Source organism: Halonatronomonas betaini (genome assembly GCF_015666175.1).
In the GTDB taxonomy this organism is placed as follows: domain Bacteria; phylum Bacillota; class Halanaerobiia; order Halanaerobiales; family Halarsenatibacteraceae; genus Halonatronomonas; species Halonatronomonas betaini.
In genome coordinates, this window is the sequence record NZ_JADPIE010000002.1 from 475576 (window position 1) to 498932 (window position 23357).

A 23357-nucleotide genomic window follows, 5' to 3' on the forward strand; every position below is an offset into this window, starting at 1 on the left:
CCCCCTTACTTTGCTATTTCCAGCTTATTAACCTGGTAAAAATAAATTGAACTAATAAATACAATAATTATTCCAAGAGCCAGCCAGCTTATATTATAATTATCAGTAATATCAGCTAAAAAGCCAAAAATCGGAGGACTAAATATTACTCCAGTCCTTAAGAATATTAAAGCCAGTCCAGTCGCAACACCAGCATCATCTGATCCTGAAGTCTCTCCAATATATGTAAAATAAAGACCCATCCAGCCCATTCCAGACATACCTAATAAAAATGAAAACAAAATAATAAGTAACCTTGAACCTGAAAACCTCCAGACAAATAAGCCAAAGAAGAAAAGCATCAATGAAATCATAATTACCAGTAATTTAAGTGCCGGGTCTCTCTCGCCTTTAAAAAACTTATCACTAATAATACCCCAGAATGGTCTACCAAAAATACCGCCAATTTGCAAAACACCTAATGATAAACCAGCTAAAGTAGCACTAAAACCTAAATCTAGTGTTAGATATAATGCAAAGTGAGCAGGAATCGCACCAATTGCAGTTCCAAACCCAAAACCAAGCAGACATAATAAAAATAGATGCCTATCAGCTAAAAGCTCTTTAATCTTCTTGAAAAATGAAATATCTTTTGCCTCTGAGTTTCCACCTCTATCACTTAAAAGGATAACTATTATAAAGCCCACTAAAACAGCAGTTATCCCTGAAAAACCTATTGCTCTCCGCCAGCCAAAACTTTCAGCAAAAACTGGCAGTAAGCTGGCTCCTGCAAAACCACCAATTCCTCCACCTGATTGCATTATCCCCATCGAAATAGCTCTTTTTGAATAATGCACACCTTCAATAATAGCCTTATTTACAGAAGGTGTAACTATACTAAACCCAAAACCACAGATTAAACCTAAAATTAATAAAATAGAATAAACAGGAGCAAAACTATGTAAAAACATCATTCCACCAACACTAAAAACTCCAATTAACATACCTCTTCTTGCCCCATAAGTATCAACTATCTTCCCACTAAATACAGCTGCAATAGTTGCAGAAATAAAAAAGAAAGTTGAATACAAACCTGCCTGAGTTCTACTTAATTCAAAGTCACTCTGTATAAAAGGCATTAAAGCCTGAATTCCCTGCATATTTATTGAAGTAGCAAAGTAGGCCGATGATAATAATAAAAGATAATTCCAATCGATTTTCGATTCCTGATTATTTTCCATTAAACATAACATCCCCTATCCAATCTAGATAATTGTAAAATAATATATAACAGAAAGCAAAAAGATCCCTGCAGCAGTCCCGGCAAAAGGAACGATAATCTCTTTATAATACTTATCCAGAGAAATATTGTAATATTTTACTGTCATTAAATTGCATAAGTGAAATGGAGATAATACATAACCAAAATAACTACTTGAAAATATAATCATATGCCAGAGCAAATACATAGAACTATCAGTAAATAATGTTAATAAAATCGGATAAGATATTCCAATTGCACCTGTGTGATTTCCTGTAAGGAGCCCGGCAATAAATGGAATAAACAGCGCAAGTAAAAATAATGGTATCCCAAAACTTATCAATAATTCAGTCAGTATCATAACCCCTTCTGAATTTTCAATAAATGCTTTAAAGACCATAATCCCGGCTACACCGACTGTTAATTGCAAATTCATACCATTCAAGAGATATTTCCACTCAAACAAATCTTTTCTAAGCAATATAATATATAAAATCGCTACAATTAAAGCATAAACAAAACTTATATCCAGAATCAATGGTGGAAAAAGAACAATAACAAACGGTAGTAAGACTTTAATTGCATCTAGAAAGCTGACCTCTTCTGTATCACAATCCTGATTCACTTCTTTTTGAATAAGCTTCTTTTTATCATTATTGTAATAAATCCAGCCAATTATTATCATTATACCAACGATTGGAATATGCATCAAAGCAATTGTCATCACATTAATATTGGATAATGAAGAAGCAATAATCATACTTGGCATATAGGGAAAGATAAAATACCAGAGATGGCGATAATATATATTTAAAGAAGTTAACCTGGCACTGGACATTTCCATCTGATCTCCAATCGGTTCAATTATAGGGGCTGAAAAAACTGCGCCTCCTGGCATCGGCAAAACCCCGATCATAGATGGAATAGCAGTAATTATAAAAAATATGCTACTCAAATAATACCTGGCTACATCTATTAAATCAGTTAATAACTCAAGTTCTTTCATCAAATATCCGAAAACAGCTACAAGACTTACTAAAACAATTAATTCTATAGCTATCGGGTCAATAATCCCTGTAACAAATGTCGGAATTAAACCACCAATATTTTCAGCTATATCATTAGTAGAACTAATTCCTACTATTAATGAGCCAATAAACATAGCTGCTCCTAAACTCTTTTTCATAGATAATAAAATTACTACAGTAAAAAACGAAATAATTACTCCTATTAATGGCAACATTAATTACATCCTCCTGAATCATAAATAGATAGCCGGCAAAAACATTGCCGGCTACCCTGATCTAAATTATTAAAATTTAATTTTCACCTTTGTTATATGGTTCACCAATTGCTTTTGGTGGAATAGCCCTACCAATAAATCCTGCCAGTACCACAAGTGTCAGAACATATGGGATAGCACTAATTAGTTCAGATGGAATAAAGGCAAAATCAACCCGAACAGCAACTGCTTCAGCATAACCAAATAACATTGCTGCTCCAAAGGCACCTACAGGATGCCATTTACCAAAAATCATTGCTGCTAGAGCAATAAATCCTCTACCTGCTGACATCTCTCTTACAAATGCACTACCATCACCAATAGAAAGATGAGCACCAGCAAGTCCGGCTAAAACACCACTGATCATTACACAGATAAATCTCCAGCGGTTAACATTAATACCTAAAGTATCGGCAGCACTGGGATGTTCACCAATCGACCTTATTCTTAAACCCCAGTGGGTCTTGTACATAATAAACCAGACGATTGGGACCAAAATAACAGCAAGATAAGTCATCGGATTGTACCTGATCAGACCTAAGAATCTAAAAGCTGGCAACCTGGGCACTCTTGGCGAAGTACCAGCAACTCCAAAAAGAACCTGAAGCAAAAAGACAGTTATACCAGACGCAAAAATATTAATACCGGTACCTACAACTATCTGATCAGCTTTTAATGTAACACAAACAACTGCATGAATTAAAGCCATTAATGCTCCAGCAATCATAGCAAATAAAACTCCAACCCACGGATTTCTGGTAACAGCACTGCCATAAACAGCAGCAAATGCCCCCATTAACATCATGCCTTCAAGGGCTATATTTATTACACCTGACCTTTCAGAAAACAGTCCACCAAGGGCAGCAAAGATCAGAGGTGTTGCAAATCTAAAGCTTGCCAACAATAAAGGAATAGATATCATCTGCAATAAAGTATCCATTATTCAGCCTCCTCTTTAGCTTTTCTTTTAACAATATACTTTTTGAAAATCTGGAGGCTTGCTACAAAGAATATAACAAGAGCCTGTATTATCATTACAATTTCAGAAGGGACCCCGGCAAACTGCATTTCCAAACCACCCTGAGCTAAAGCCCCAAATAAAAGTCCTGCAAAAATTACACCAATTGGATGGGTCAATCCCAGTAAGGCAACAGCAATACCGGTAAATCCGTGGCCAGCATCCATACCAGCCATAAAACTCAGATGAGTACCTAGAGCTTCACCAACACCAGCTAAACCGGCAAGTGCACCACTAATAAACATAGCAAGAACCATCCCTTTACTTACACTAATACCTCCATATTCAGCACCATCTGGATTAAAACCAGTAGCCCGCATTTCATAACCAGCTGTAGTTTTAAATAAGAGATACCAGCATAAGATTGCACCTACAATAGCCAGCAAAAAGTTTATATGGAGTCTTATACCAGGTTGAGCAAAAATATCAATAAAAGGAATCCTGCCCCAGAAAGCATGATCTGGCATATCATTAAATCTAAGTAAAGCTGCTGTCTCCATGATTCTTGGAGTAGCCTGTCTTCCTGTCTCTCTAAAATAATTTATTCCATAATTAACTGTTAGAGAGATGGCAATGTAATTTAACATAATTGTTACAATAACTTCATGAACACCAAGTTTTGCTTTCATATATCCAGGTATTCCACCCCAGATACCTCCAGCTAACATACCTGCCAGAACAGCAAACGGTAAATGAATAAAACCTGGTAAATTAGTGAAATAAAAACCTATAACAGCTGCTGTAAAGCCTCCCATCAATAACTGACCTTCAGCACCAATATTAAAAAGTCCTGCTTTAAAAGGAATAGCTACAGCCAGTCCAGTTAAAATCAATGGAGTCGATCTCCATAGAGTATTTAAAATAGCTCTAAAATTACCAAAAGCTCCATCAAACAAAGCTGCATATGCTAAAATAGGAGATTGCTCAGTCAAAAGTATAAAAAATGAACCTACAATTAGAGCAATTACTATTGAAAAGAAAGATATACCTAAATTAGCAGCTATTGATTTCAGTTTATCCTGCATCTTTTCCACCTCCGGCCTTAGCTTCAGAACCGGTCATTAATCTACCTAATTCTATTTCATCTGTTTCACTGGCTTTTAATACATCCATTATCTCACCTTCATATATTACAGCAATTCTGTCACTTAATGATAATACCTCACTTAATTCAGCTGATACAAGCAGTACACCTGCACCATTGTCCCGTCTCTCAATAATCTGATTGTGAATAAACTCGATTGAACCTACATCGACACCTCTGGTTGGCTGTGATGCAATTAAAAACTCTGGATCTCTATTAAACTCTCTAGCAATAACAACCTTCTGCTGATTACCTCCAGACAAATTTTTAGCAAGAGCATCCGGTCCACTGGTTCTAACATCATACTCCTTAATTAATCCTTTAGTATACTCTTCAACTGAATCATAACTCATAATACCTTTTTTAGAAAAGGGTTCAAGATAATGATACCCAAGAATCATATTTTCATTAAGATCAAAATCCAAAATCAAGCCTCTCTTATGTCTATCTTCTGGAATATGGGCAACCTTTTCTTCTTTTATCTGTTTTGAGTTAAGTTGCGTAACATCTTTACCCCTCAATTTAATTTCCCCAGATTCAATTTCTCTTAAACCAGTAATTGCTTCAACTAATTCTGACTGGCCATTACCTTCTACCCCGGCAATACCAAGTATTTCTCCTTTTCTTACCTGCAAAGAAATACCATCAACAGCCTGAATCCCTCTGTTATCTTTAACTTTTAAATCTTTAACACTAAATATTTCCTTGCCAGGATCAGCTTCAGTCTTTTCAACCTGTAATAGTACCTGACGGCCAACCATTAACTCAGCAACATCTTCTTCAGTAACATCTTCAGTATTTACTGTATCAATACTTTTACCGCCTCTTAAAACAGTTATCCGATCAGAAATTTCTTTGACTTCCTTCAATTTATGTGTAATAAAAATAATTGTTTTCCCCTGTTCTTTTAGAGATCTAAAGATCTCAAAAAGTTCTTCAATTTCCTGTGGTGTTAAAACAGCAGTCGGCTCATCAAAAATAAGTAGATCCGCTCCACGGAATAAAGTCTTAATAATTTCAACACGCTGCTGCATACCTACCGATATGTCATGTATTTTAGCATCTGGATCAACCTTTAAACCATATCTTTCTGAAATCTCTTTAACAGTATTTCTAGCTTTTTTCCTGTCAAGCATTACCCCTTTACGAGGTTCCGAACCTAAAACTATATTTTCTGTAACAGTTAATGGTTCAACCAGTTTAAAATGCTGATGGACCATACCAATACCTAAATCAATTGCATCCTGAGGTTCATCTAAGTCTACTTTTTTACCCTCATAATAAATTTCGCCACCATCCTGGTTATACAATCCATACAAAATATTCATTAAAGTAGTTTTCCCGGCACCATTCTCACCAACTAATGCATGAACTTCTCCTTTTTTAATGGATAGATTAACATTATCATTAGCCTTTACACCAGGAAATATTTTAGTTATATTCTGCATATCTAATAAATAATCTTTTTCCCTAGACATTATATTTCCTCCCTGGGAGTATATAAAATAATCTTATCTTAATTTAATCAGGACTCTGCCAGAATTGGCAGAGTCCTGGAAAATTAATTGAATACTAATATTATTTACTAATCAAGAAGTTTACTCGGGTCTGCCAGTCTCTCCCCAGTTTTCTACTTCTATTTCGCCATCTTTAATCATTTCAGCAATTTCATCGATTCTTTCAGCATGCTCTGCAGTTACGTTTTCTTTCATCTCTTTAATCATTTCTAGCTCTTCTTCAGAAATAACTCCATCTTCATAAGCCTGCTCTTCTTCAATATCTAATTCTGTTAAGCTGGTTAGACCAACACCACCATCAGCAAGACTGTAAAATAAGTTCTGGCCGCCTTCATAGGTGCCATCTACAACAGACTCAACAACATCAAATACAGTATTATCTACACGCTTAAGCATACTTGCAATAATTCTTCCAGGAGCTACATGATTCTGGTTAGCGTCTACACCAATAGCATAAATGTCTTCTTCTTCAGCTGCCTCAAAGACACCAGTACCTGTACCACCGGCAGCATGATAAATAACATCTGCATCATCATCGATCATACCAAGAGCTATCTCACGACCTCTAGCTGGATCACCAAAGTCATCAGCATATCTACGAAGTACCTCTATATCTTCATCAATATATTTTGCTCCCTGATAATATCCGCCTTCAAAACGGTGGATTAAAGCAAAGTCAACACCACCAACATAACCGATTGTACCAGTCTCTGATACTAGAGCAGCTAAAGCACCAGCTAAGAAAGAACCTTCATGCTCATCAAAGTTTAATGATACTACATTATCAAGGATATCTTCAAATGGTTCATCAACATGAGCAAAGTTGATATGTGGATAATCCATGGCAACTATCTCTAGACTATCTGCCATCTGGAAACCAACACCAATTACTAGATCATAATTCTGCTCAGCAAAACGACGTAAAGCTGTTTCATCTTCAGCAGGATCTGCTGGCTCGATATAATCAAAACTAATACCTAATTCTTCTTCTGCTCTCTGCAGGCCACGATAGGCTGAATCATTAAATGATAGATCACCAAGGCCACCAGTTGATAGAACTATACCGACTCTAACATCTGAACCATGGTCATCTGCCTCAGCAACCTGCCCAAAACCAGCAAAAGCTGCTACCATAATGAAACTGAATACTACTGCAATACTAATTATTTTCTTGCTCAAAATAAAAACCCCCTTATAAATTTTAAATTCTTAATCTATTCCATTATTAATATATCATTTTTTCCCTAGTCTTGCAACTAATTAAGTTAGCCAGATTAAAAAAATTATGTTATAATTAATTTGCATTTAATTATTTAAAGGAGGTCATAAAACCATATGTATCATAGACAACAGTCAGAAGATCAATATTTACTAGTTTTAGGAAGAAGATCTACCGGTTCAGCCATAATTGGTTTCTTAATTGGCATAATAATTTCATTAATAAATAATTTTAATATACCTGGATTAATATTTTTCTCATTATTCGTGGCATATTTAACTGGTACAGCTTTCTGGGGTGTATATAAATTAAACCGCTGGTTCTATAAATATCGATCAAAAATGCCTGACCCAATCTGGCAGATATTCAGGGTTCCTGTATGGGCAGCTGGAATTCTCATAGGAATAATGTTTTACGGAGCCTTCCAACAGTTCATTCTGCTTTTAGCTCTTGATGATGGCTCAGGAAAACCGACTGTACTTCAATCAATTATAATCTTAACCCCCTATATTGGGCCAAAATATGCAGATAAAATAAATTATAGCCCCCATGGAAAAAGAAGACATTAATATTCATAGAGCTTGCAGAGCCATTAAAGGCTCTGCATTTTTATTATATTCATTAAAATAATTCCATCTTTATTTTTCTCCAACTTTTCTACAGGACTCCTCCATGTATTCTCCAAGATTGCTCCGGGTCCCATCCGGGAGTAATCCGGATTTACTCCAGGACAGAGCCTATACTACCCTCTATCTAATTCTAATTAAATCCAAAACTTAACTTTAAATAATTCCAGGGACTATAAAAGTTTACAAAAAGCCTCTGGCCTGGCTCCACTAAGAGTTGAAGATCATAAACCTCCCCAGATACTATCAATTCCTGTCCCTCAGTTCTTGAAACCCTTAGCACTAATTCATCGATCCTAATATTCTGACCTTCCTGAACAAATTTACCATTTTTTCTCTTAAAATCTCCACCATCAAGAGGGAGACCTGCCCCATATGATTCAAAAACAGTTTTATTCAATATAAAACCATTATTATCAAGTTCAAAATTCTCAGAAACTTGTGTTTGAGCAACTGAATGTATATATTTCAATTCTATCTCAGTTGCCTGCACAAATATTGGTCTAACTTTAATTACTCCATTATCACTGGAAAATACAATCAAACCAACTGTATAGTTCATCAGGACAATTATTAACAGGAGAAAAATCAAAACCAGGATTATTTTCTTCATAATTATTCAGCTAACTTTCCACCTAAAAAATAAGGGCGTAAAGGTAAGTTTGCAGCTTTTCTCTGTGTTATATATATAACCAGTATTCCAGCCAGCCCAATTAAGTCAAGTTGTATATCTGGCACTGTAGAAAGAATTGCAAAACCTAACAAACCAATTCTTTCCCACCATCTAGTTTTAGTGAAGAAGTAATTCTGAATACCGGCCGACCAGGCATACATACCAATAACCGCTGTAATAACAATCCAGATTAATTTATACCAGGTCACATCAATCATTAGCATCATTGGTGAATAAACAAAAATAAATGGCAAAATAAATGCAGCCAGATCAAACTTAAAACCTAATAAACCGGTTTTAACCGGATCTGAACCAGCCACAGCAGCCGCAGCATAAGCAGCTAAACCTACAGGTGGAGTATCATCAGCTAAAACTCCAAAATAAAGTATAAATAAATGAGCTGCAATTATTGGAATTCCAAGTCTGGTTAAAGCAGGTGCCGTCAATGTTGCTACTATTATATATTTAGCAGTTGTCGGCAAACCTAAACCTAATAATAATGATGCAAACATTGTAAATACAAGGGTTAAAAAGACACTACCTCTAGCAAGGGTCAAAATTAAACTTGTCATTCTTAAGCCAAGACCACTTAATGTTACAACCCCGATTATAATCCCTGCACAGGCACAGGCCATAGCAATTCCAATCATATTTTTTGCCCCGGCTTCAAAGGCACCGACTAGTTCTTTAAAAAATCCAATAAATAATTCTTTACTAGAAAATATACCCTGTTTACTCTCCTTTGTAGGATCTATCGGCAATAAATCTGGAGTAATATCTTCTCTCTTAACCCCTTTACTTTTACACCAAACCATAATAAATAATTTAGCTCCCAGGCTAACTATTATAGCCATAACAATTGCCCAATAAGCAGAGCCTAATGCTGTCATCCTCCTAATAACTAATAGATAAACCAGACCAATTATTGGTATAACAAAATATATCCCTTTAATTAAAGTTGGGAAAAATGGCGCTAATTCCTCTTTATTCATTCCCTTCAAGCCGGTCTTTTCAGCCTGAAGATGAACAATTCCAAAAATAGCAACATAACTTAAAATAGCCGGAATAAATGCCGCTCTGATAATCTCTACATAGGGTAACCCGGTAAATTCAATCATAATAAAGGCTGCAGCCCCCATAATTGGAGGTAAAAACTGACCATTTGTTGAGGCAGCTACTTCAACACCACCGGCCACTTCTGGTGTAAAACCCATTTTTTTCATTATCGGTATTGTAAAAGAGCCAGTCGTTACTGTATTGGCTATTGAACTACCTGATATCATACCCATTAAACCGCTTGTAACAACTGCTGCCTTGGCAGGACCACCTTTCTGATGACCTAACCCGGAAAAAACAACCTTAATAATATATTCTCCAATTCCACTCTGTTCTAAGACAGAACCAAATAATACAAACATAAATACAAAAGTTGCAGATACACCAATTGGAATACCAAAAATACCTTCAGTTGTAAGATATAAATGAGAAATAATCCTTCTTAATGAAAAACCTCTATGTGCTAAAATTCCAGGCATATAAGGCCCAAAATATGCATAGACTAGAAATACTGAAGCAATAATCGGTAATGCAATTCCAATAGAGCGCCTGGTCGCCTCTAAAACAAGTAATATTGCAATAGCTCCCATAATCAGATCAAGTTGCTCTGGCATGCCTGCCCTAAAAGCCAACTCATAATGATTGAAATATATATATAAACAGGCTACAGTCCCTGCAGCTGCAAGAATAATATCATACCAGGGGACTCTATCCCTATCAGTTTTTTTCAATGGGTACATAACAAATGCTAAAATCATAAGTAATGCTAAATGGATTGATCTCTGTTCAAATGAAATCAAAAGACCAAAGCCACTGGTATAAAAATGAAAAATCGATACTGCAATTGCAATAATTGTAGCAAATTTTGCCCATAACCCTCTAATATTTCTCATTGAAGCTAATTCTTTTTCTATATCTTCTGGCTTCTTTATAGTTTTATCTTTAACCTGCTCATCCATCATGTAATACCCCCTATCATAACAAATAGAAAGCATGAGGGTAATATCATATATCATACCCCCATGCATTCTAAAAATAAATTAAAATAATCTAAATATCTTATTTAATTAATATTCCATGCCCTGTTCATCAAAATACCTCTGAGCACCTGGATGCATTTCTATTGGCATTCCATCAAGTGCTGTTTCAAGGCTAACATCTCCTCCACGGGCATGGGTCTCAGCAAGTCTATCTAGATTATCAAATATTGCTGCTGTCACATTATAAACCATATCTTCATCTGCTGCCTGATTGGCTATAATCATAGCTAAAACAGTTACAGTAGTAATATCTTCATCGATATCACTATAGGTTCCTCCAGGAATATCTATTGAGGTATAGAAAGGATAATCTTCCTGTAATTGGGCAATAATATCCTCTTCAATTTCTAAAACTTTAGCATCATTGGTTGCAGCTAAATCCATGATAGCAGATGTTGGAATTCCAGCAGTTATAAATGCTGCATCTACATGACCATCTCTTAACTGATCAACTGCTTCTGCAAATGATAGATAATCTATGGTCATATCATCATAGGTTAAGCCATGGGCCTCAATTATCTGACGGGCATTAGCTTCAGTACCACTACCAGGAGCTCCAACAGCAATCCTCTTATCTTCAAAATCATATACTGATTCAATCTCATTACCTTCTAAGGTTACAATCTGAATAATCTCTGGATATAATAAAGCAACACCCCTTAGATCATCCAATGGATCACCATCAAACATCTCTGTACCATTTTTAGCATAAAAACTAATATCGTTCTGGACTAAGGCAAACTCTACTTCTTGATTCTGGATAAGCCTTACGTTTTCAACAGAAGCCCCACTAACTTCAGCAGTAGCATTTACATTATCAACATGCTCATTGATTAATTCTGCCATACCTCCACCTAATGGATAATAAACTCCTGCAGTTCCACCAGTCGCAATCGAAATAAACTCCTGTGCAGATACCGGACCACTAAATACTAGAGCAAATGCCAGCACTAAAAATAATAAAAACTTAAACTCTCTACTCATAGAAACACTCCTCCTCATATTTTATTATTTATACACTACTGTTAATATTATAACAAACTTTAACAATTTAATCAACAAAAATTTAATCGCTAAAATCTAGATAACTTTTTCAACAAATATATCTACTATCTCAGGATCAAACTGACTGCCTGCATTATCATAGAGTTCAGCAATTGCCTCTTCTTTTGTTAAAGGCTCTCTATATAAACTTTTATTAACCATTACATCAAAGGCATCAATAACAGCAATAATCCTTGATTGGACTGGAATCGATTCACCCTCAATACCTCTAGGATAGCCATTGCCATCCCATCTCTCATGATGATGAAGAATAATATTAGCAATATCAGTTAATTTATCAGATGACCTGGCAATCCTGTAACCAGTCTCAGGATGTTTTTTTATCTCTATCCATTCATCAACAGTTAATTCCCCTGCTTTTTTTAATATCTCTTCAGGCGTTGAGATCATTCCTATATCATGAAGATAGGCAGCTTTTTCTAACCTCTCCATCTCAGCAGAATTAAATTCTAATTCCCTGCCAATTTTAAAAGCCATTTTCTTTAACCTTTCACAGTGACGCTGGGTCTCAAATTCTTTCTCCCCTAATTTCCCCATTAAAGTTTCTAATACTAAATTTTTAACTTCTTCGCTCTCTCTAATTTTGTTCTCATACATATTTGTATCAGCATTCTTTAAAACCTCATTAATATCTTCATTTTCATTTTTCTTAGTGGCTAAACCAAGAGCAATACTAACAGGTATTATTGAACTCTTCTCCTGCTTACAGTTATTTTTTATTCTTTTTAGAATTTTCCTGGCTTCTTTATTAGAGGTATCTGGAAGAATAATCGTAAATTCATCGCCGCCAAACCTCCCGATGATATCTTCCTGCCTGCATGATTTCTTTAATATCCTGGCAACCTTCTTTAATAAATCATCACCGGCTTTATGCCCAAAAGCATCATTTACCAGTTTCAAACTATTTACATCCCCTGCAATAATTGATAAAGGCAGCTGCCTCTGGCTATCCAGCCTCCTTAATTCCTCCTCAACAAACATCCGATTATACAAACCAGTCAGTTTGTCATGAAAGCCTAAGTATCTTATCTCCTTTTCAGCTCGAAGCCTTTTTATTGCAGTTGCAGTATGAGAAATCAATAATTCTGTTAATCTTAAATCATCTTCACCAAATTTTTCAACTTCAGTCGATATAACCTGAAAAATCCCGTATTCATCAATTGGAACAGTAATAGCAGACCTATACTCGCTTTTTACTGGATTAGCCAGTTCCTCTTCCCTGACATCTTTAGTTATAAGTGATTCCTGATTATTATAAACCTTGCCGCCGATACCCTCAACTGGACCTGAGACTGAGCCCCCTTCAGGCACGCCAGAAGATGTCATCTTAACTTTAAACATATTATCTTCAACTAAATCAAGAGTACAGACATCAAATTCTAAAATCCTTTCTGCAGCCTCAACTGTTAACTCATATACAGATTCCTCATTTTGGGTAGAAGCCAGTTTAATTGCCACATTATGGAGCTCTTCAATTTTATTATGGGCCATAACCCTATCAGAAATATCCCTCACAACCATAACAGCCCTGTCTGAGCCAGCAGCTATCATTCTGGCTTCAAACCATTTCTTTCCACCTAAAACATCCAGTTCATATTCAAAAACTTTTATCTCAACATCCTTTAATGCCTCATTTAAATTATCCATTATTAACTCAGCCTGCTCAGCAGGCAAAACCTCTTCAATCTTTTTTCCTAATAAATTCTCCCTTGAATCATATAAATTTTCATTCTGCCCAGTCCAGATTTTCAAATATCTACCCTCATCATCTAAAAACATCAAAATATCAGGTAAGGTAGCAATTATAGACTGAAACAACTCTTCCCTTTCATATAATCCCTTTTCAGCTTTTCTCTTTTCAGTTATATCTTCAGCCAGACATAAGATCCCTTTTATATTTCCAGTTTCTGAATAAACAGGCTGTCTTCTGATCTTTAATATATGTTTTTTGCCATAATGATCAGTTAAGCTCTGTTCTATAGTCAATTTTCTCCCGGTTTCAAAAACAACCTGATTATCTTCAATAAAAGCATCAGCTTCTTCAGCATTTAAGAAGATATCTTTTAAATCAACAGAACTCATATATCCAGGTTCCAGTCCAAAAAAGTCAGCATGTCTCTCATTTACTTCCTGATAAGTACTTGCAGAATCATGATACCAGGCATGAAAATCAAACTCATTAAAGAAAATATGAAATAAATCCTCATCTGCAAGCCTATCATTTGATATTTTCTGGTTTAAAGACAAAACCATCACCTCAGTATTTATATCCAGAATATTTTTATTCAAATTACTTAATCTAATAGTCCTTATGTCTTGATTTCTCGATAAATAAAATTTCTCCTGCTAAAATCCAAAAAAAAATTAGCCCTGCCAGCATATATAACCGGCAGGGCCATTTCAAAAAAACAATTTTATTATTAAATTATCTTAAATGAGCTTTGCCTTTATAGACTAGTCCTCTAATACCATCTAGAGTAACCTCTTCACCATCTTCTAAAGAATTAATATCTTCACCGACACCAACAACAACTGGCATCCCAAAGTTAAGACCAACAATTGCAGGATGGGAAGTCAATCCACCTTTAGAAGTTATTACAGCTGCAGCCTTCTCCATCGCAGGAATAAATCCTTTATCAGTTATTTCAGTTACTAATATATCTCCTTCTTTAACTCTTTCATTAGCTTCATCAGCTGTATTTGCAATAACTACATTTCCAGTTACTATTCCTCTTCCAACCCCAATACCTTCAATTAATGGTTTCCCGACTACCTCAACTTTTATAAGATTAGTCGTTCCAGGCATACCGGTTGGGGCTCCAGCAGTTATAGTAATTAGATTGCCAAGCTCTATTAATCCATGTTCTAAAGCAGCATCAATTGCAGTATCAATCATTTCATCAGTTGAGCTGGTAAATTTACTGATTAATGGGTAAACACCCCAGGTTAAAGTTAAGAAATGCTGAACCTTTATACTTGGTGTTGCTGCTATAATCTTAATAAACGGCCTGAATTTCGAAACAACTCTAGCAGTCAATCCAGAACCTGTAGCAGTTAATAATGCATCTGCATCAAGATTTACTGCAGTCTCACAGGCGGCAAAACTAATTGACTCAGTTGTTGATTTACTGCTCGGTTTCCTATTAGACATCTTGTCTTTAAATGCTTGAGAATTTTCCATTTCCATTGCTATTCTTGCCATAGTTTCAACTGATTCTACAGGATATTTCCCGGCAGCCGACTCACCAGAAAGCATAATTGCATCAGTACCATCAACTATTGCATTTGCCACATCTGAAGCCTCAGCTCTAGTAGGCCGAGGATTTCTTATCATAGAGTCAAGCATCTGAGTAGCAGTAATAACTGGAATAGCAGCTTCATTACATTTCTCAATTATCAATTTTTGGATAACCGGCACTTTTTCTGTTGGTATCTCAACTCCTAAATCACCCCTTGCTACCATAATGCCATCTGAAACCTCTATTATTTCATCAATATTTTCAACGCCCTCTTCATTTTCAATTTTAGGGACAATATTAATATCCTCTGCTCCATTTTCTTCTAATAACTTTCTTATTTCTAAAACATCTGATGCTTTTCTAACAAAAGAAGCAGCTATAAAATGAACTTCCTCTTCTACTCCTAATAAAATATCTTTCCGATCTTTATCAGTTAAAGCAGGTAGTTGTACCTTAACACCAGGCAAGTTCACACCTTTTCTTGAACCTAATTCACCGCCGTTGATAATTTCACAATAAATATCATTACCTTCTATTTTATTAACATTAAGCTCAATCAGACCATCATCAATTAATATTACGCTACCTTCCTGAAGGTCTTCATTTAATTTTTTATAAGTAACACTTACCCTATTTTTATCGCCTTCAATCTCTTCGGTAGTTAAAACAATTTCTTCTCCTTCGACAAGTTCAACCTTGTCATCCTTTAAAACACCGGTTCTAATTTCTGGCCCTTTGGTATCGAGCATAATCCCAATCGGCTTTCCAAATTCTTTCTCAACTTCTTTAACCATATCCATTCTAGCCTTCTGTTCGGCATGATCGCCATGGGAAAAATTAAACCTGGCAACATTCATACCAGCCTCAGCCATTTTCATAATAGTTTCTTTATCATTACTGGCAGGGCCAAGAGTACATACAATTTTAGTTTTTCTCATTTTATATCAAATCCCCCTTATAATATTATAAACTTATAGAATAATTAATTATAATGAAAGTATATGCGCAAGTTCTACAATTTCATGATTAATCTTATCTTTTTCTTTTAAAACTTCACTTAAAGAGGTACTTATAATTTCATGGTTTCTATAACCAACCATTAATTTATTCTTACCATCCCTTAATAATTTAACAGCTTCAAAACCCATTCTACTGGCTAAAATTCTATCCATAGCCGTTGGTGAACCACCTCTTTGAAGATGACCTAATATAATAACCCTGGTTTCCAATCCAGTTCTCTCTTCAATCTCATTACTTAAATCAAAGGCTGGACTTTCTGACTTCTTACGATTAGGTTTTAAGTCTTCATCTACTCCTTCAGCCACCATTATAATGCTATGCAACTTCCCTCTTTCATAACCCTGCTGGATCTTATCACAGACATCTTTCGAGGAAAATTTAATCTCAGGAATTAAAATATATTCTGCACCACTGGCCAATCCACTCATTAAAGCTAAATCTCCAGAATGACGCCCCATAACTTCAATAATAAATGTTCTTTCATGGGAGGTAGCAGTATCCCTTATTTTATTAACCCCATCAATTACTGTATTCATCGCCGTATCAAAGCCTAAACAATAATCTGTGCCACCGAGATCATTATCAATAGTTCCTGGAATACCAACAACTCTTATATCAGATTCTTCAGCTAATTTTTCTGCTCCCTGGAGACTACCATCTCCACCGATAATTACAACACCTTCAATACCTTCTCTCTTTAAATTTTCAATAGCCTGTTTTCTGCCCTCAACAGTTTCAAATTCAGGACATCTAGCAGAATGAAGGATAGTTCCTCCCCGGTGAATAATATCTGCAACAGATCCTCTATACATCGCTTCAAAATTACCTTCAATCATCCCACTATATCCATGCTTTATACCAATAACATCCATATCATAATAGATTGCTGTTCTTACAACAGATCTAATCGCAGGATTCATACCAGGAGCATCTCCACCACTGGTCATTACCGCAATCTTCTTACCCATTAAAACTCCCCCTTAAAAATTCTCATTCAAAAATTCATAAACTTCCTCTGCTTCACTGGCCAGACTTTTTATCTGATAACTATCATCTGATAATTTTTCTACCTCAATCATAAAGCCATTGGCCAGTAACTTATCTTCAATCTTATCAGCCTCTATTTTATCATGAGCTACATATACTATTTGCCACATGCTAAATACCCCTCTCTTTTTTACATTATTATTTATTGAGAAGTTTTTTACCAGCTATTCCTGGCTCAGTCATCTCATGGGGATTCAATATTTCATCCAGTTCTTCCTCAGTTAAAATGCCCTCTTCTAATATTATACTCTTAACAGATTTATCCTCTTCTAATGCCCTTTTGGCAATTCTAGAGGCTGCCTCATAGCCTACATGAGGGTTAATAGCTGTAATAATTCCTACACTATTTTCAACTAAATTCTTGCATCTTTCAACATTGGCTTCAATTCCCTGAATACAATTTTTATTAAAGGTATCAATGCCATTTTTAAGCATCTCGATTGACTGAAAAAGGTTATATATTAAAACAGGTTGCATTACATTTAATTCAAGCTGACCGGCTTCAGCAGCCATTGTCACTGTCGTGTCATTTCCAATAATCTGAAAGGCCACCTGATTAACCACCTCAGGAATAACTGGGTTAACCTTACCTGGCATTATAGAAGAGCCAGGCTGGACGGCTGGCAGATTAATCTCATTAATCCCGGTTCTAGGCCCAGATGACAAAAGCCTCAGGTCATTGGCTATCTTGGAAAGATTGGTAGCAGCTGTCTTTAAAACAGATGAGACACCAACCAGGGCATCAACGTTTTGAGTTGCATCTACTAAATCTTCTGCCTGTTGAAATTCCCTGCCAGTAATATCATTTAAAACAGAGGTAACATTATTAACATACTCCAGATCAGCATTTAAACCTGTTCCAATGGCAGTCGCCCCTAAATTTATAATAAGTAAATCATCTATAGTATTCTTAATTCTCTTTTTATCTCTTAATAATGAAGTTGCATAGGCATTAAATTCCTGGCCCAGCCTGATTGGAACAGCATCCTGAAGCTGAGTTCGACCCATCTTTATCACTTCATTAAATTCTTCAGCCTTATCCTTAAAAACTAGATGCAGCTCATCAACCTTCTCAGAAAGCTCTTCCAGCATAGATATTACTGCAACCCTAACAGCAGTAGGTATAACATCATTAGTGGATTGTCCCATATTAACATGGTTATTGGGGTGAACCACCATATAATCGCCTTTTTCTCCACCAAGAATCTCAGTTGCTCTATTGGCTATTACTTCATTCATATTCATATTAATAGAAGTCCCGGCTCCACCCTGAACAGCATCGACAATAAACTGCTCCTTTAAACTTCCTCCAGCCACTTCATTACAGGCCTGAATAATGGCCTCTGCCTTCTGTTCTGAAAGTAACCCGATATTCCTATTACTAATAGCTGCTGCCTTTTTAACCCTGGCAAGTGCCCTGACCAGCCTTGGGTGAATCTTTAAATCTGTAATCTTAAAGTTTTCAGCAGCCCTTAATGACTGAATTCCGTAATAAGCATCTACTGGTACTTCCTTTTTACCGATAGAATCTCTTTCTTCTCTTGTTTGCATAACTATTTCCTGCCTCCAATTTGTTTATTAATCACTGCTCTTAACCCAGTATTCTTTAGAAAGAACCATAATTCCTTTACTATTATCAAATTGTTCCAATAAAATAACAGGTCTTTTACCCCTGTTAGCTTTTAATTTATCCTTTAAGCCCATTAAATTATCTCGCCCTTTACCTGTGATATCAATAACTAAAGGTTGAATACTTAAAGGTATCATCCTGGAAACAATAATTTTGCCCTCATCAACCTTGCCTTCAACCAGTAAAGGTTTGTACTCCTCCAGCATCAATTGATATTGCTCATATGCATCAGGAAATGCAATTACTTCTATAGTATCTGACCAGCACTCTAATGTCAAGAAGGCCATTCTATTTTGATTTTTAGTAATATGCTCTTTAATTTCAGTAATATAACCACCAATAATTCCAGTCTTGCCTTCCTCCAGATTCACATTAACTAAACCTAATTTTTCAAATAAATCTTTATAGGGATCAAGGGGATGGCCTGAAAGGAAGATTCCAAGATATTCTCTCTCACTTTTTAGCCTCTGTTGATGTTCCTCTTCCTCAAGTTCAGGAAACTTAAAGTCCTCATCATAAAACTTTTCTTCCTCATCAACCATATCAAAAAAGGATCTCTGACCGGCAGCCTTCCTCTCTTTACTGCTGGAATACCTGCTGTAAAGCTCCTCAAGAGAACTAATAATCTGATTCCTATTTTCTTTAAAAGAATCAAAGCCCCCTGCATGAACCAGCGATTCAAGTCCAGACTGCTTGATAGCCGTTAAATCAACCCTTTTCATAAAATCAACTGTCGATTTAAAAAGTCCACTCTTCCGCGCATCTATGATGGCTTCAATAGCTTTGCTGCCAAGATTTTTAACAGCCTTTAAACCAAATCTTATTTTCTGATCAGAGACCTTAACAAAATCATGATAACTCTGATTTACATCAGGAGGAAGCACCTCTAAGCCAATGTCTCTGGCCCCGGAAATATAATCAGCAACCTTATTTAAATTATGCATAACACTGCTTAATAAGGCAGACATAAACTCTTCTGGATATTTAACCTTAAGATAGGCTGTCTGATAGGCCAGAAGTGCATAAGCAGCACTATGTGATTTATTAAAACCATACCCTGAAAAATACTCCATCTGATCAAAAATTTCATTGGCAACCTCTGATGAAAGTCCATTTTCCCTGGCACCATCTATAAATTTCTGCCGCTCATTGGCAACTAATTCTTCCTTTTTCTTGCCCATTCCTCTTCTTAAAATATCAGCCTCGCCCATGCTAAAGCCACCAATTTTACTTGCAATCTCCATAACCTGTTCCTGATAAAGAATCAAACCATAAGTATCCTCCAGAATAGGCTCCAGGTCAGGATGGAGATACTCAGGCTCCTTTTTGCCATGGCGACAATCTATATAATCATCAACCAGATTACTGCCTAATGGGCCAGGCCTGCCTAATGCCAGCAATGCTATTATATCAGCAAACCTATTCGGTTTTAATTTATTATTAAGATTCTGAAATAAATAAGATTCCATCTGGAAGACACCGGCAGTCTTACCTTTACTTAATAACTCATAAACCTCCTGGTCATCCAGACTGACATTATCAATATCAAGCTTCTCACCATAATTATTCTCAATCGCCTTTAATGTATCTCTAATAACTGATAAATTCCTTAAACCAAGAAAATCCATCTTTAAAAGGCCTAAAGCTTCAACCTCTTCCATCGGCAACTGGGTGATTCTAACCCCATCCTGTAACTGCAATGGCACCTTTTCTACTAAAGGCTCAGCACCAATAATAACACCGGCAGCATGGGTCGATATATGTCTTGGCATGCCTTCAACCTTTTCAGCAAAATCTAGCAATCTGGTAATTTCACTGCTATTATCTGCCATCTCAGAAAGCTTATCATTTTCTTTAAATGCCTCTTCAAGAGTAATCCCAGGTCTTGCCGGAATATTTTTAGCAACTTTGTCAACCCTTCCATATGAAATATCTAAAGCCCTGCCCACATCTCTAACCGCAGCTCTGGCTGCCATAGTTCCAAAGGTTCCAATCTGGGCCACCTTACTGGCTCCATATTTATCCTTAACATATTCAATAATCTCATCCCGTCTATCATCAAAATCTATATCTATATCAGGTAGAGTTACCCTTTCAGGATTTAGAAACCTCTCAAATATCAGACCATATTTCAATGGATTAATCCTGGTTATATTCAATAAATAGGAGACAAAGCTTCCAGCAGCAGAACCTCTGCCAGGGCCAACTCTAATATCTCTCCGCTCAGCTTCATTGATAAAATCATAGACTATTAAAAAATAAGCAGCATAACCCATATCACAGATTATATCCAGTTCATACTTAAGCCTTGCTTCAGCTTCCTGATTACCAGGCATCTTTTTATTGAGTTCTTCATAACAAAGCTTTCTAAGTAATTCTTCTGAAGATAAACCCTCAAATTTTTCAGGCCTTGGATAGGCAGGCAGATAAAACTGGCCAAACTCCAGCTCAAGATTACAGCGCTCGGCTATCTTAACTGTATTCTTCATCGCCTCAGGTATCTGGCCAAACTTCTTTGCCATCTCCTCAGTTGATTTAAAATAAAACTCATCATTTGGAAATTTCATTCTATCTTCCTGATTGACTGTCTTCCCGGTCTGTAAAGCCAGTAGTAGATCATGCAACCCGGCATCATCTTTATCAAGGTAATGTGAATCATTAGCAGCAATCAAGGGAATATCATCTTTTTTATTAATCTCTATTAACTTCTGATTAACCTTTTTCTGTTCACCTAAACCATGATCCTGGAGCTCTAAATAAAAATTTCCTTTACCAAAAATCTGCTGGTATTCCCGGGCCAGCTCTTCTGGTTTCTGATTGCCCTCATTTAATATAGCCTGGGCAATCTCACCCTGCAGGCAGGCTGAAGAAGCTATAATCCCTTTAGAAAAATCTGCCAGTAAATCCTTATCAACCCTGGGCTTATAATAAAACCCCTCTAAATGGGCTTTAGAGACAATTTTAATAAGATTATGATAGCCCTCTCGATTCGATGCAAGTAAGATCAGATGATAATTTTTCTGGCTCTCCCTGGCTCTCATACTGCCAGGAGCAACATATACCTCACAGCCAAGTATCGGCTTGATGCCAGCCTCCCTGGCCTTTCTATAAAATTTAATCATCCCATATAAATTACCATGATCAGTAATAGCACAGGCTTTCTGCCCATGTTCCTGAGTCTTCTTGATCAGATCATCAAGCCTGATTGCTCCATCAAGCAGACTATATTCAGTATGATTATGTAAATGGACAAAATCTTTCATAGGCTATTTCCTCTCTTAAAAAATCTCAATTTAAATCTTAAGCTATATACTTTGTTTTTAATTATAATTATGTTATAATGTATAAGGATTGAATTTAAATCCAGGAGGTGAAGTTTAAATGGATAAAGAAAAAGTACAAGATGTATTAGATCAAATAAGACCTGGTCTTCAAGCTGACGGCGGTGATGTCGAGCTAGTTGCCGTTGAAGATGACGGTACAGTTAAAGTAAGATTAACAGGCGCCTGTGCCGGTTGCCCGATGTCCACAATGACTTTAAAGAATGGCATCGAAAGAGCATTAAAAGATCACATTCCAGAAGTAAAAGAAGTAGTACAGGCTTAATTTAAATAAACTTTGATATTTACAGCCCCGCCAGGGGCTGTTTTTCTGTTTTATTCATCCTCTTCTTCATCATCTTCAAGATCAAGCCCAATCTCTAAATCACCAAATAGTATATCTTCAATGTCATTGATCATTGTACTAAATCTAGCTCTAGCCTCCAAATACTTTTTAACATGATTATTCATCTGTACAAGGTTCTGCAATTCTTCAATTCTATTTTGATCCTCTTCTGGAACGTCCTTATCCTGAGATTCAAAATAGTTTATCTTCCAGGCTAAATTTTGATACTCTTTTAAAATATCAATACTCTTATCTTTCTGTTTAATTTCCTCTCTAGCTTCTTTGAAATTTTTATATTCATCGGAATCTTTAATAGCCTTGGCCAACCTGTGACTCAAATTATATACTGACATCAAATCACCTGCCTTTATTGATATTTTTTAATAAACCTGATATCTTTTAAGCCATTATCAATCTCAGCAATTGCAGCACTATAATATTTCATCCGTTTTCTTGAAGTTGGTGAGCCTGGATTAATAATATCCTGTCCAGCAAATTCCTTATGAAAGGCATCATGGGTATGGCCAAAAATTATTATATCAGCATCAGGAAACATATACTGGAGACCATTAACCTTCTCTCCTCTTACTTTATGGCCATGGGTAATAGCAATTTCAGTTCCTGCTAAAGTTAATTCTCTACTTATCGGCAGATCATTTATTTTATATGAATCACAATTACCCTGAACTGCTTTAACAGGAGCAATCTTTTCTAACTCTTTAAACGTCTCAACAGTAGTTATATCCCCGGCATGAAGAATAAGTTCACAACCTTCAAGCTCATCAAACAACCATTCCGGTAATTTTCTTGCCCTATCAGGCACATGGGTATCAGATATAATAGCTACTTTCATATTACTCACCTTGTATAATGAACATAGGGAAGAACATTATACTTTTCCTTTCTTATAAAAGTTTTATATAATCTAAATAGGT

19 protein-coding genes are annotated in these 23357 nt (G+C 36.0%); 2 read left to right on the top strand and 17 right to left on the bottom strand.

Going from position 1 to position 23357, the window contains the following annotated elements:
* Window positions 1-5: 5 nt before the first annotated feature.
* The 6 genes from I0Q91_RS05380 to I0Q91_RS05405 form a co-directional block, all read right to left on the bottom strand.
* Entirely contained in the window at window positions 6-1220 is a 1215-nt protein-coding gene (locus I0Q91_RS05380; protein WP_270453381.1) for an MFS transporter, read from the bottom strand.
* A 24-nt stretch (window positions 1221-1244) separates the two neighbouring features.
* Window positions 1245-2483 (bottom strand): DUF401 family protein, encoded by a 1239-nt coding sequence (locus I0Q91_RS05385; protein WP_270453382.1) that lies wholly within the window; start codon window positions 2481-2483, stop codon window positions 1245-1247.
* A 76-nt stretch (window positions 2484-2559) separates the two neighbouring features.
* On the bottom strand, window positions 2560-3462 hold the full coding sequence (locus tag I0Q91_RS05390) for an ABC transporter permease (protein ID WP_270453383.1): 903 nt from the start codon (window positions 3460-3462) through the stop codon (window positions 2560-2562).
* Window positions 3462-4565, bottom strand: coding sequence for an ABC transporter permease (locus I0Q91_RS05395; protein ID WP_270453384.1), 1104 nt, complete (start codon window positions 4563-4565; stop codon window positions 3462-3464). The genes I0Q91_RS05390 and I0Q91_RS05395 overlap by 1 nt, the downstream gene beginning before the upstream one ends.
* On the bottom strand, window positions 4555-6102 hold the full coding sequence (locus tag I0Q91_RS05400) for an ABC transporter ATP-binding protein (RefSeq protein WP_270453385.1): 1548 nt from the start codon (window positions 6100-6102) through the stop codon (window positions 4555-4557). Before I0Q91_RS05400 ends, I0Q91_RS05395 begins: the two co-directional genes overlap by 11 nt.
* Window positions 6103-6222: 120 nt before the next feature.
* Window positions 6223-7320 (bottom strand): BMP family lipoprotein, encoded by a 1098-nt coding sequence (locus I0Q91_RS05405; protein WP_270453386.1) that lies wholly within the window; start codon window positions 7318-7320, stop codon window positions 6223-6225.
* A 156-nt stretch (window positions 7321-7476) separates the two neighbouring features.
* Between I0Q91_RS05405 and I0Q91_RS05410 the strand changes: the two genes are divergently transcribed.
* The gene (locus I0Q91_RS05410) at window positions 7477-7929 is read left to right on the top strand and encodes a hypothetical protein (protein ID WP_270453387.1); all 453 of its coding nucleotides are present in this window, start codon (window positions 7477-7479) and stop codon (window positions 7927-7929) included.
* 190 nt (window positions 7930-8119) lie between these two features.
* Here the strand turns inward: I0Q91_RS05410 and I0Q91_RS05415 are convergent, their stop codons facing one another.
* The 9 genes from I0Q91_RS05415 to I0Q91_RS05455 all read right to left on the bottom strand — a co-directional run bounded on the left by I0Q91_RS05415 (window position 8120) and on the right by I0Q91_RS05455 (window position 22019).
* Window positions 8120-8599, bottom strand: a complete 480-nt coding sequence (locus tag I0Q91_RS05415; RefSeq protein WP_270453388.1) for a DUF1850 domain-containing protein — start codon at window positions 8597-8599, stop codon at window positions 8120-8122.
* A gap of 2 nt (window positions 8600-8601) precedes the next feature.
* Window positions 8602-10677: a TRAP transporter permease gene (locus I0Q91_RS05420; RefSeq protein ID WP_270453389.1), complete on the bottom strand. Its 2076-nt coding sequence runs from the start codon at window positions 10675-10677 to the stop codon at window positions 8602-8604.
* 105 nt (window positions 10678-10782) lie between these two features.
* Complete coding sequence (locus I0Q91_RS05425) at window positions 10783-11739, bottom strand: TAXI family TRAP transporter solute-binding subunit (protein WP_270453390.1); 957 nt, start codon at window positions 11737-11739, stop codon at window positions 10783-10785.
* Between the two features lie 96 nt (window positions 11740-11835).
* The gene (locus I0Q91_RS05430) at window positions 11836-14067 is read right to left on the bottom strand and encodes an HD domain-containing phosphohydrolase (RefSeq protein WP_270453391.1); all 2232 of its coding nucleotides are present in this window, start codon (window positions 14065-14067) and stop codon (window positions 11836-11838) included.
* Window positions 14068-14245: 178 nt separating this feature from the next.
* A complete protein-coding gene (gene pyk / locus I0Q91_RS05435) occupies window positions 14246-15997 on the bottom strand; it encodes a pyruvate kinase (protein WP_270453392.1) in 1752 nt (583 codons plus the stop codon).
* A gap of 48 nt (window positions 15998-16045) precedes the next feature.
* Window positions 16046-17047 (bottom strand): 6-phosphofructokinase, encoded by a 1002-nt coding sequence (gene pfkA / locus I0Q91_RS05440; RefSeq protein ID WP_270453393.1) that lies wholly within the window; start codon window positions 17045-17047, stop codon window positions 16046-16048.
* 12 nt (window positions 17048-17059) lie between these two features.
* On the bottom strand, window positions 17060-17236 hold the full coding sequence (locus I0Q91_RS05445; RefSeq protein WP_270453394.1) for a hypothetical protein: 177 nt from the start codon (window positions 17234-17236) through the stop codon (window positions 17060-17062).
* 28 nt (window positions 17237-17264) lie between these two features.
* Window positions 17265-18677, bottom strand: coding sequence for an aspartate ammonia-lyase (gene aspA, locus I0Q91_RS05450; RefSeq protein ID WP_270453395.1), 1413 nt, complete (start codon window positions 18675-18677; stop codon window positions 17265-17267).
* A 27-nt stretch (window positions 18678-18704) separates the two neighbouring features.
* A complete protein-coding gene (locus tag I0Q91_RS05455; protein ID WP_270453396.1) occupies window positions 18705-22019 on the bottom strand; it encodes a DNA polymerase III subunit alpha in 3315 nt (1104 codons plus the stop codon).
* Between the two features lie 118 nt (window positions 22020-22137).
* Between I0Q91_RS05455 and I0Q91_RS05460 the strand changes: the two genes are divergently transcribed.
* Window positions 22138-22362 carry a NifU family protein gene (locus tag I0Q91_RS05460; protein ID WP_270453397.1) on the top strand — a complete coding sequence of 75 codons (225 nt, stop codon included), beginning with the start codon at window positions 22138-22140 and terminating at the stop codon, window positions 22360-22362.
* Window positions 22363-22412: 50 nt separating this feature from the next.
* Here the strand turns inward: I0Q91_RS05460 and I0Q91_RS05465 are convergent, their stop codons facing one another.
* Complete coding sequence (locus I0Q91_RS05465; RefSeq protein ID WP_270453398.1) at window positions 22413-22775, bottom strand: YlbF/YmcA family competence regulator; 363 nt, start codon at window positions 22773-22775, stop codon at window positions 22413-22415.
* Window positions 22776-22789: 14 nt separating this feature from the next.
* The gene (locus tag I0Q91_RS05470; RefSeq protein WP_270453399.1) at window positions 22790-23275 is read right to left on the bottom strand and encodes a metallophosphoesterase family protein; all 486 of its coding nucleotides are present in this window, start codon (window positions 23273-23275) and stop codon (window positions 22790-22792) included.
* Window positions 23276-23357: the final 82 nt, after the last annotated feature.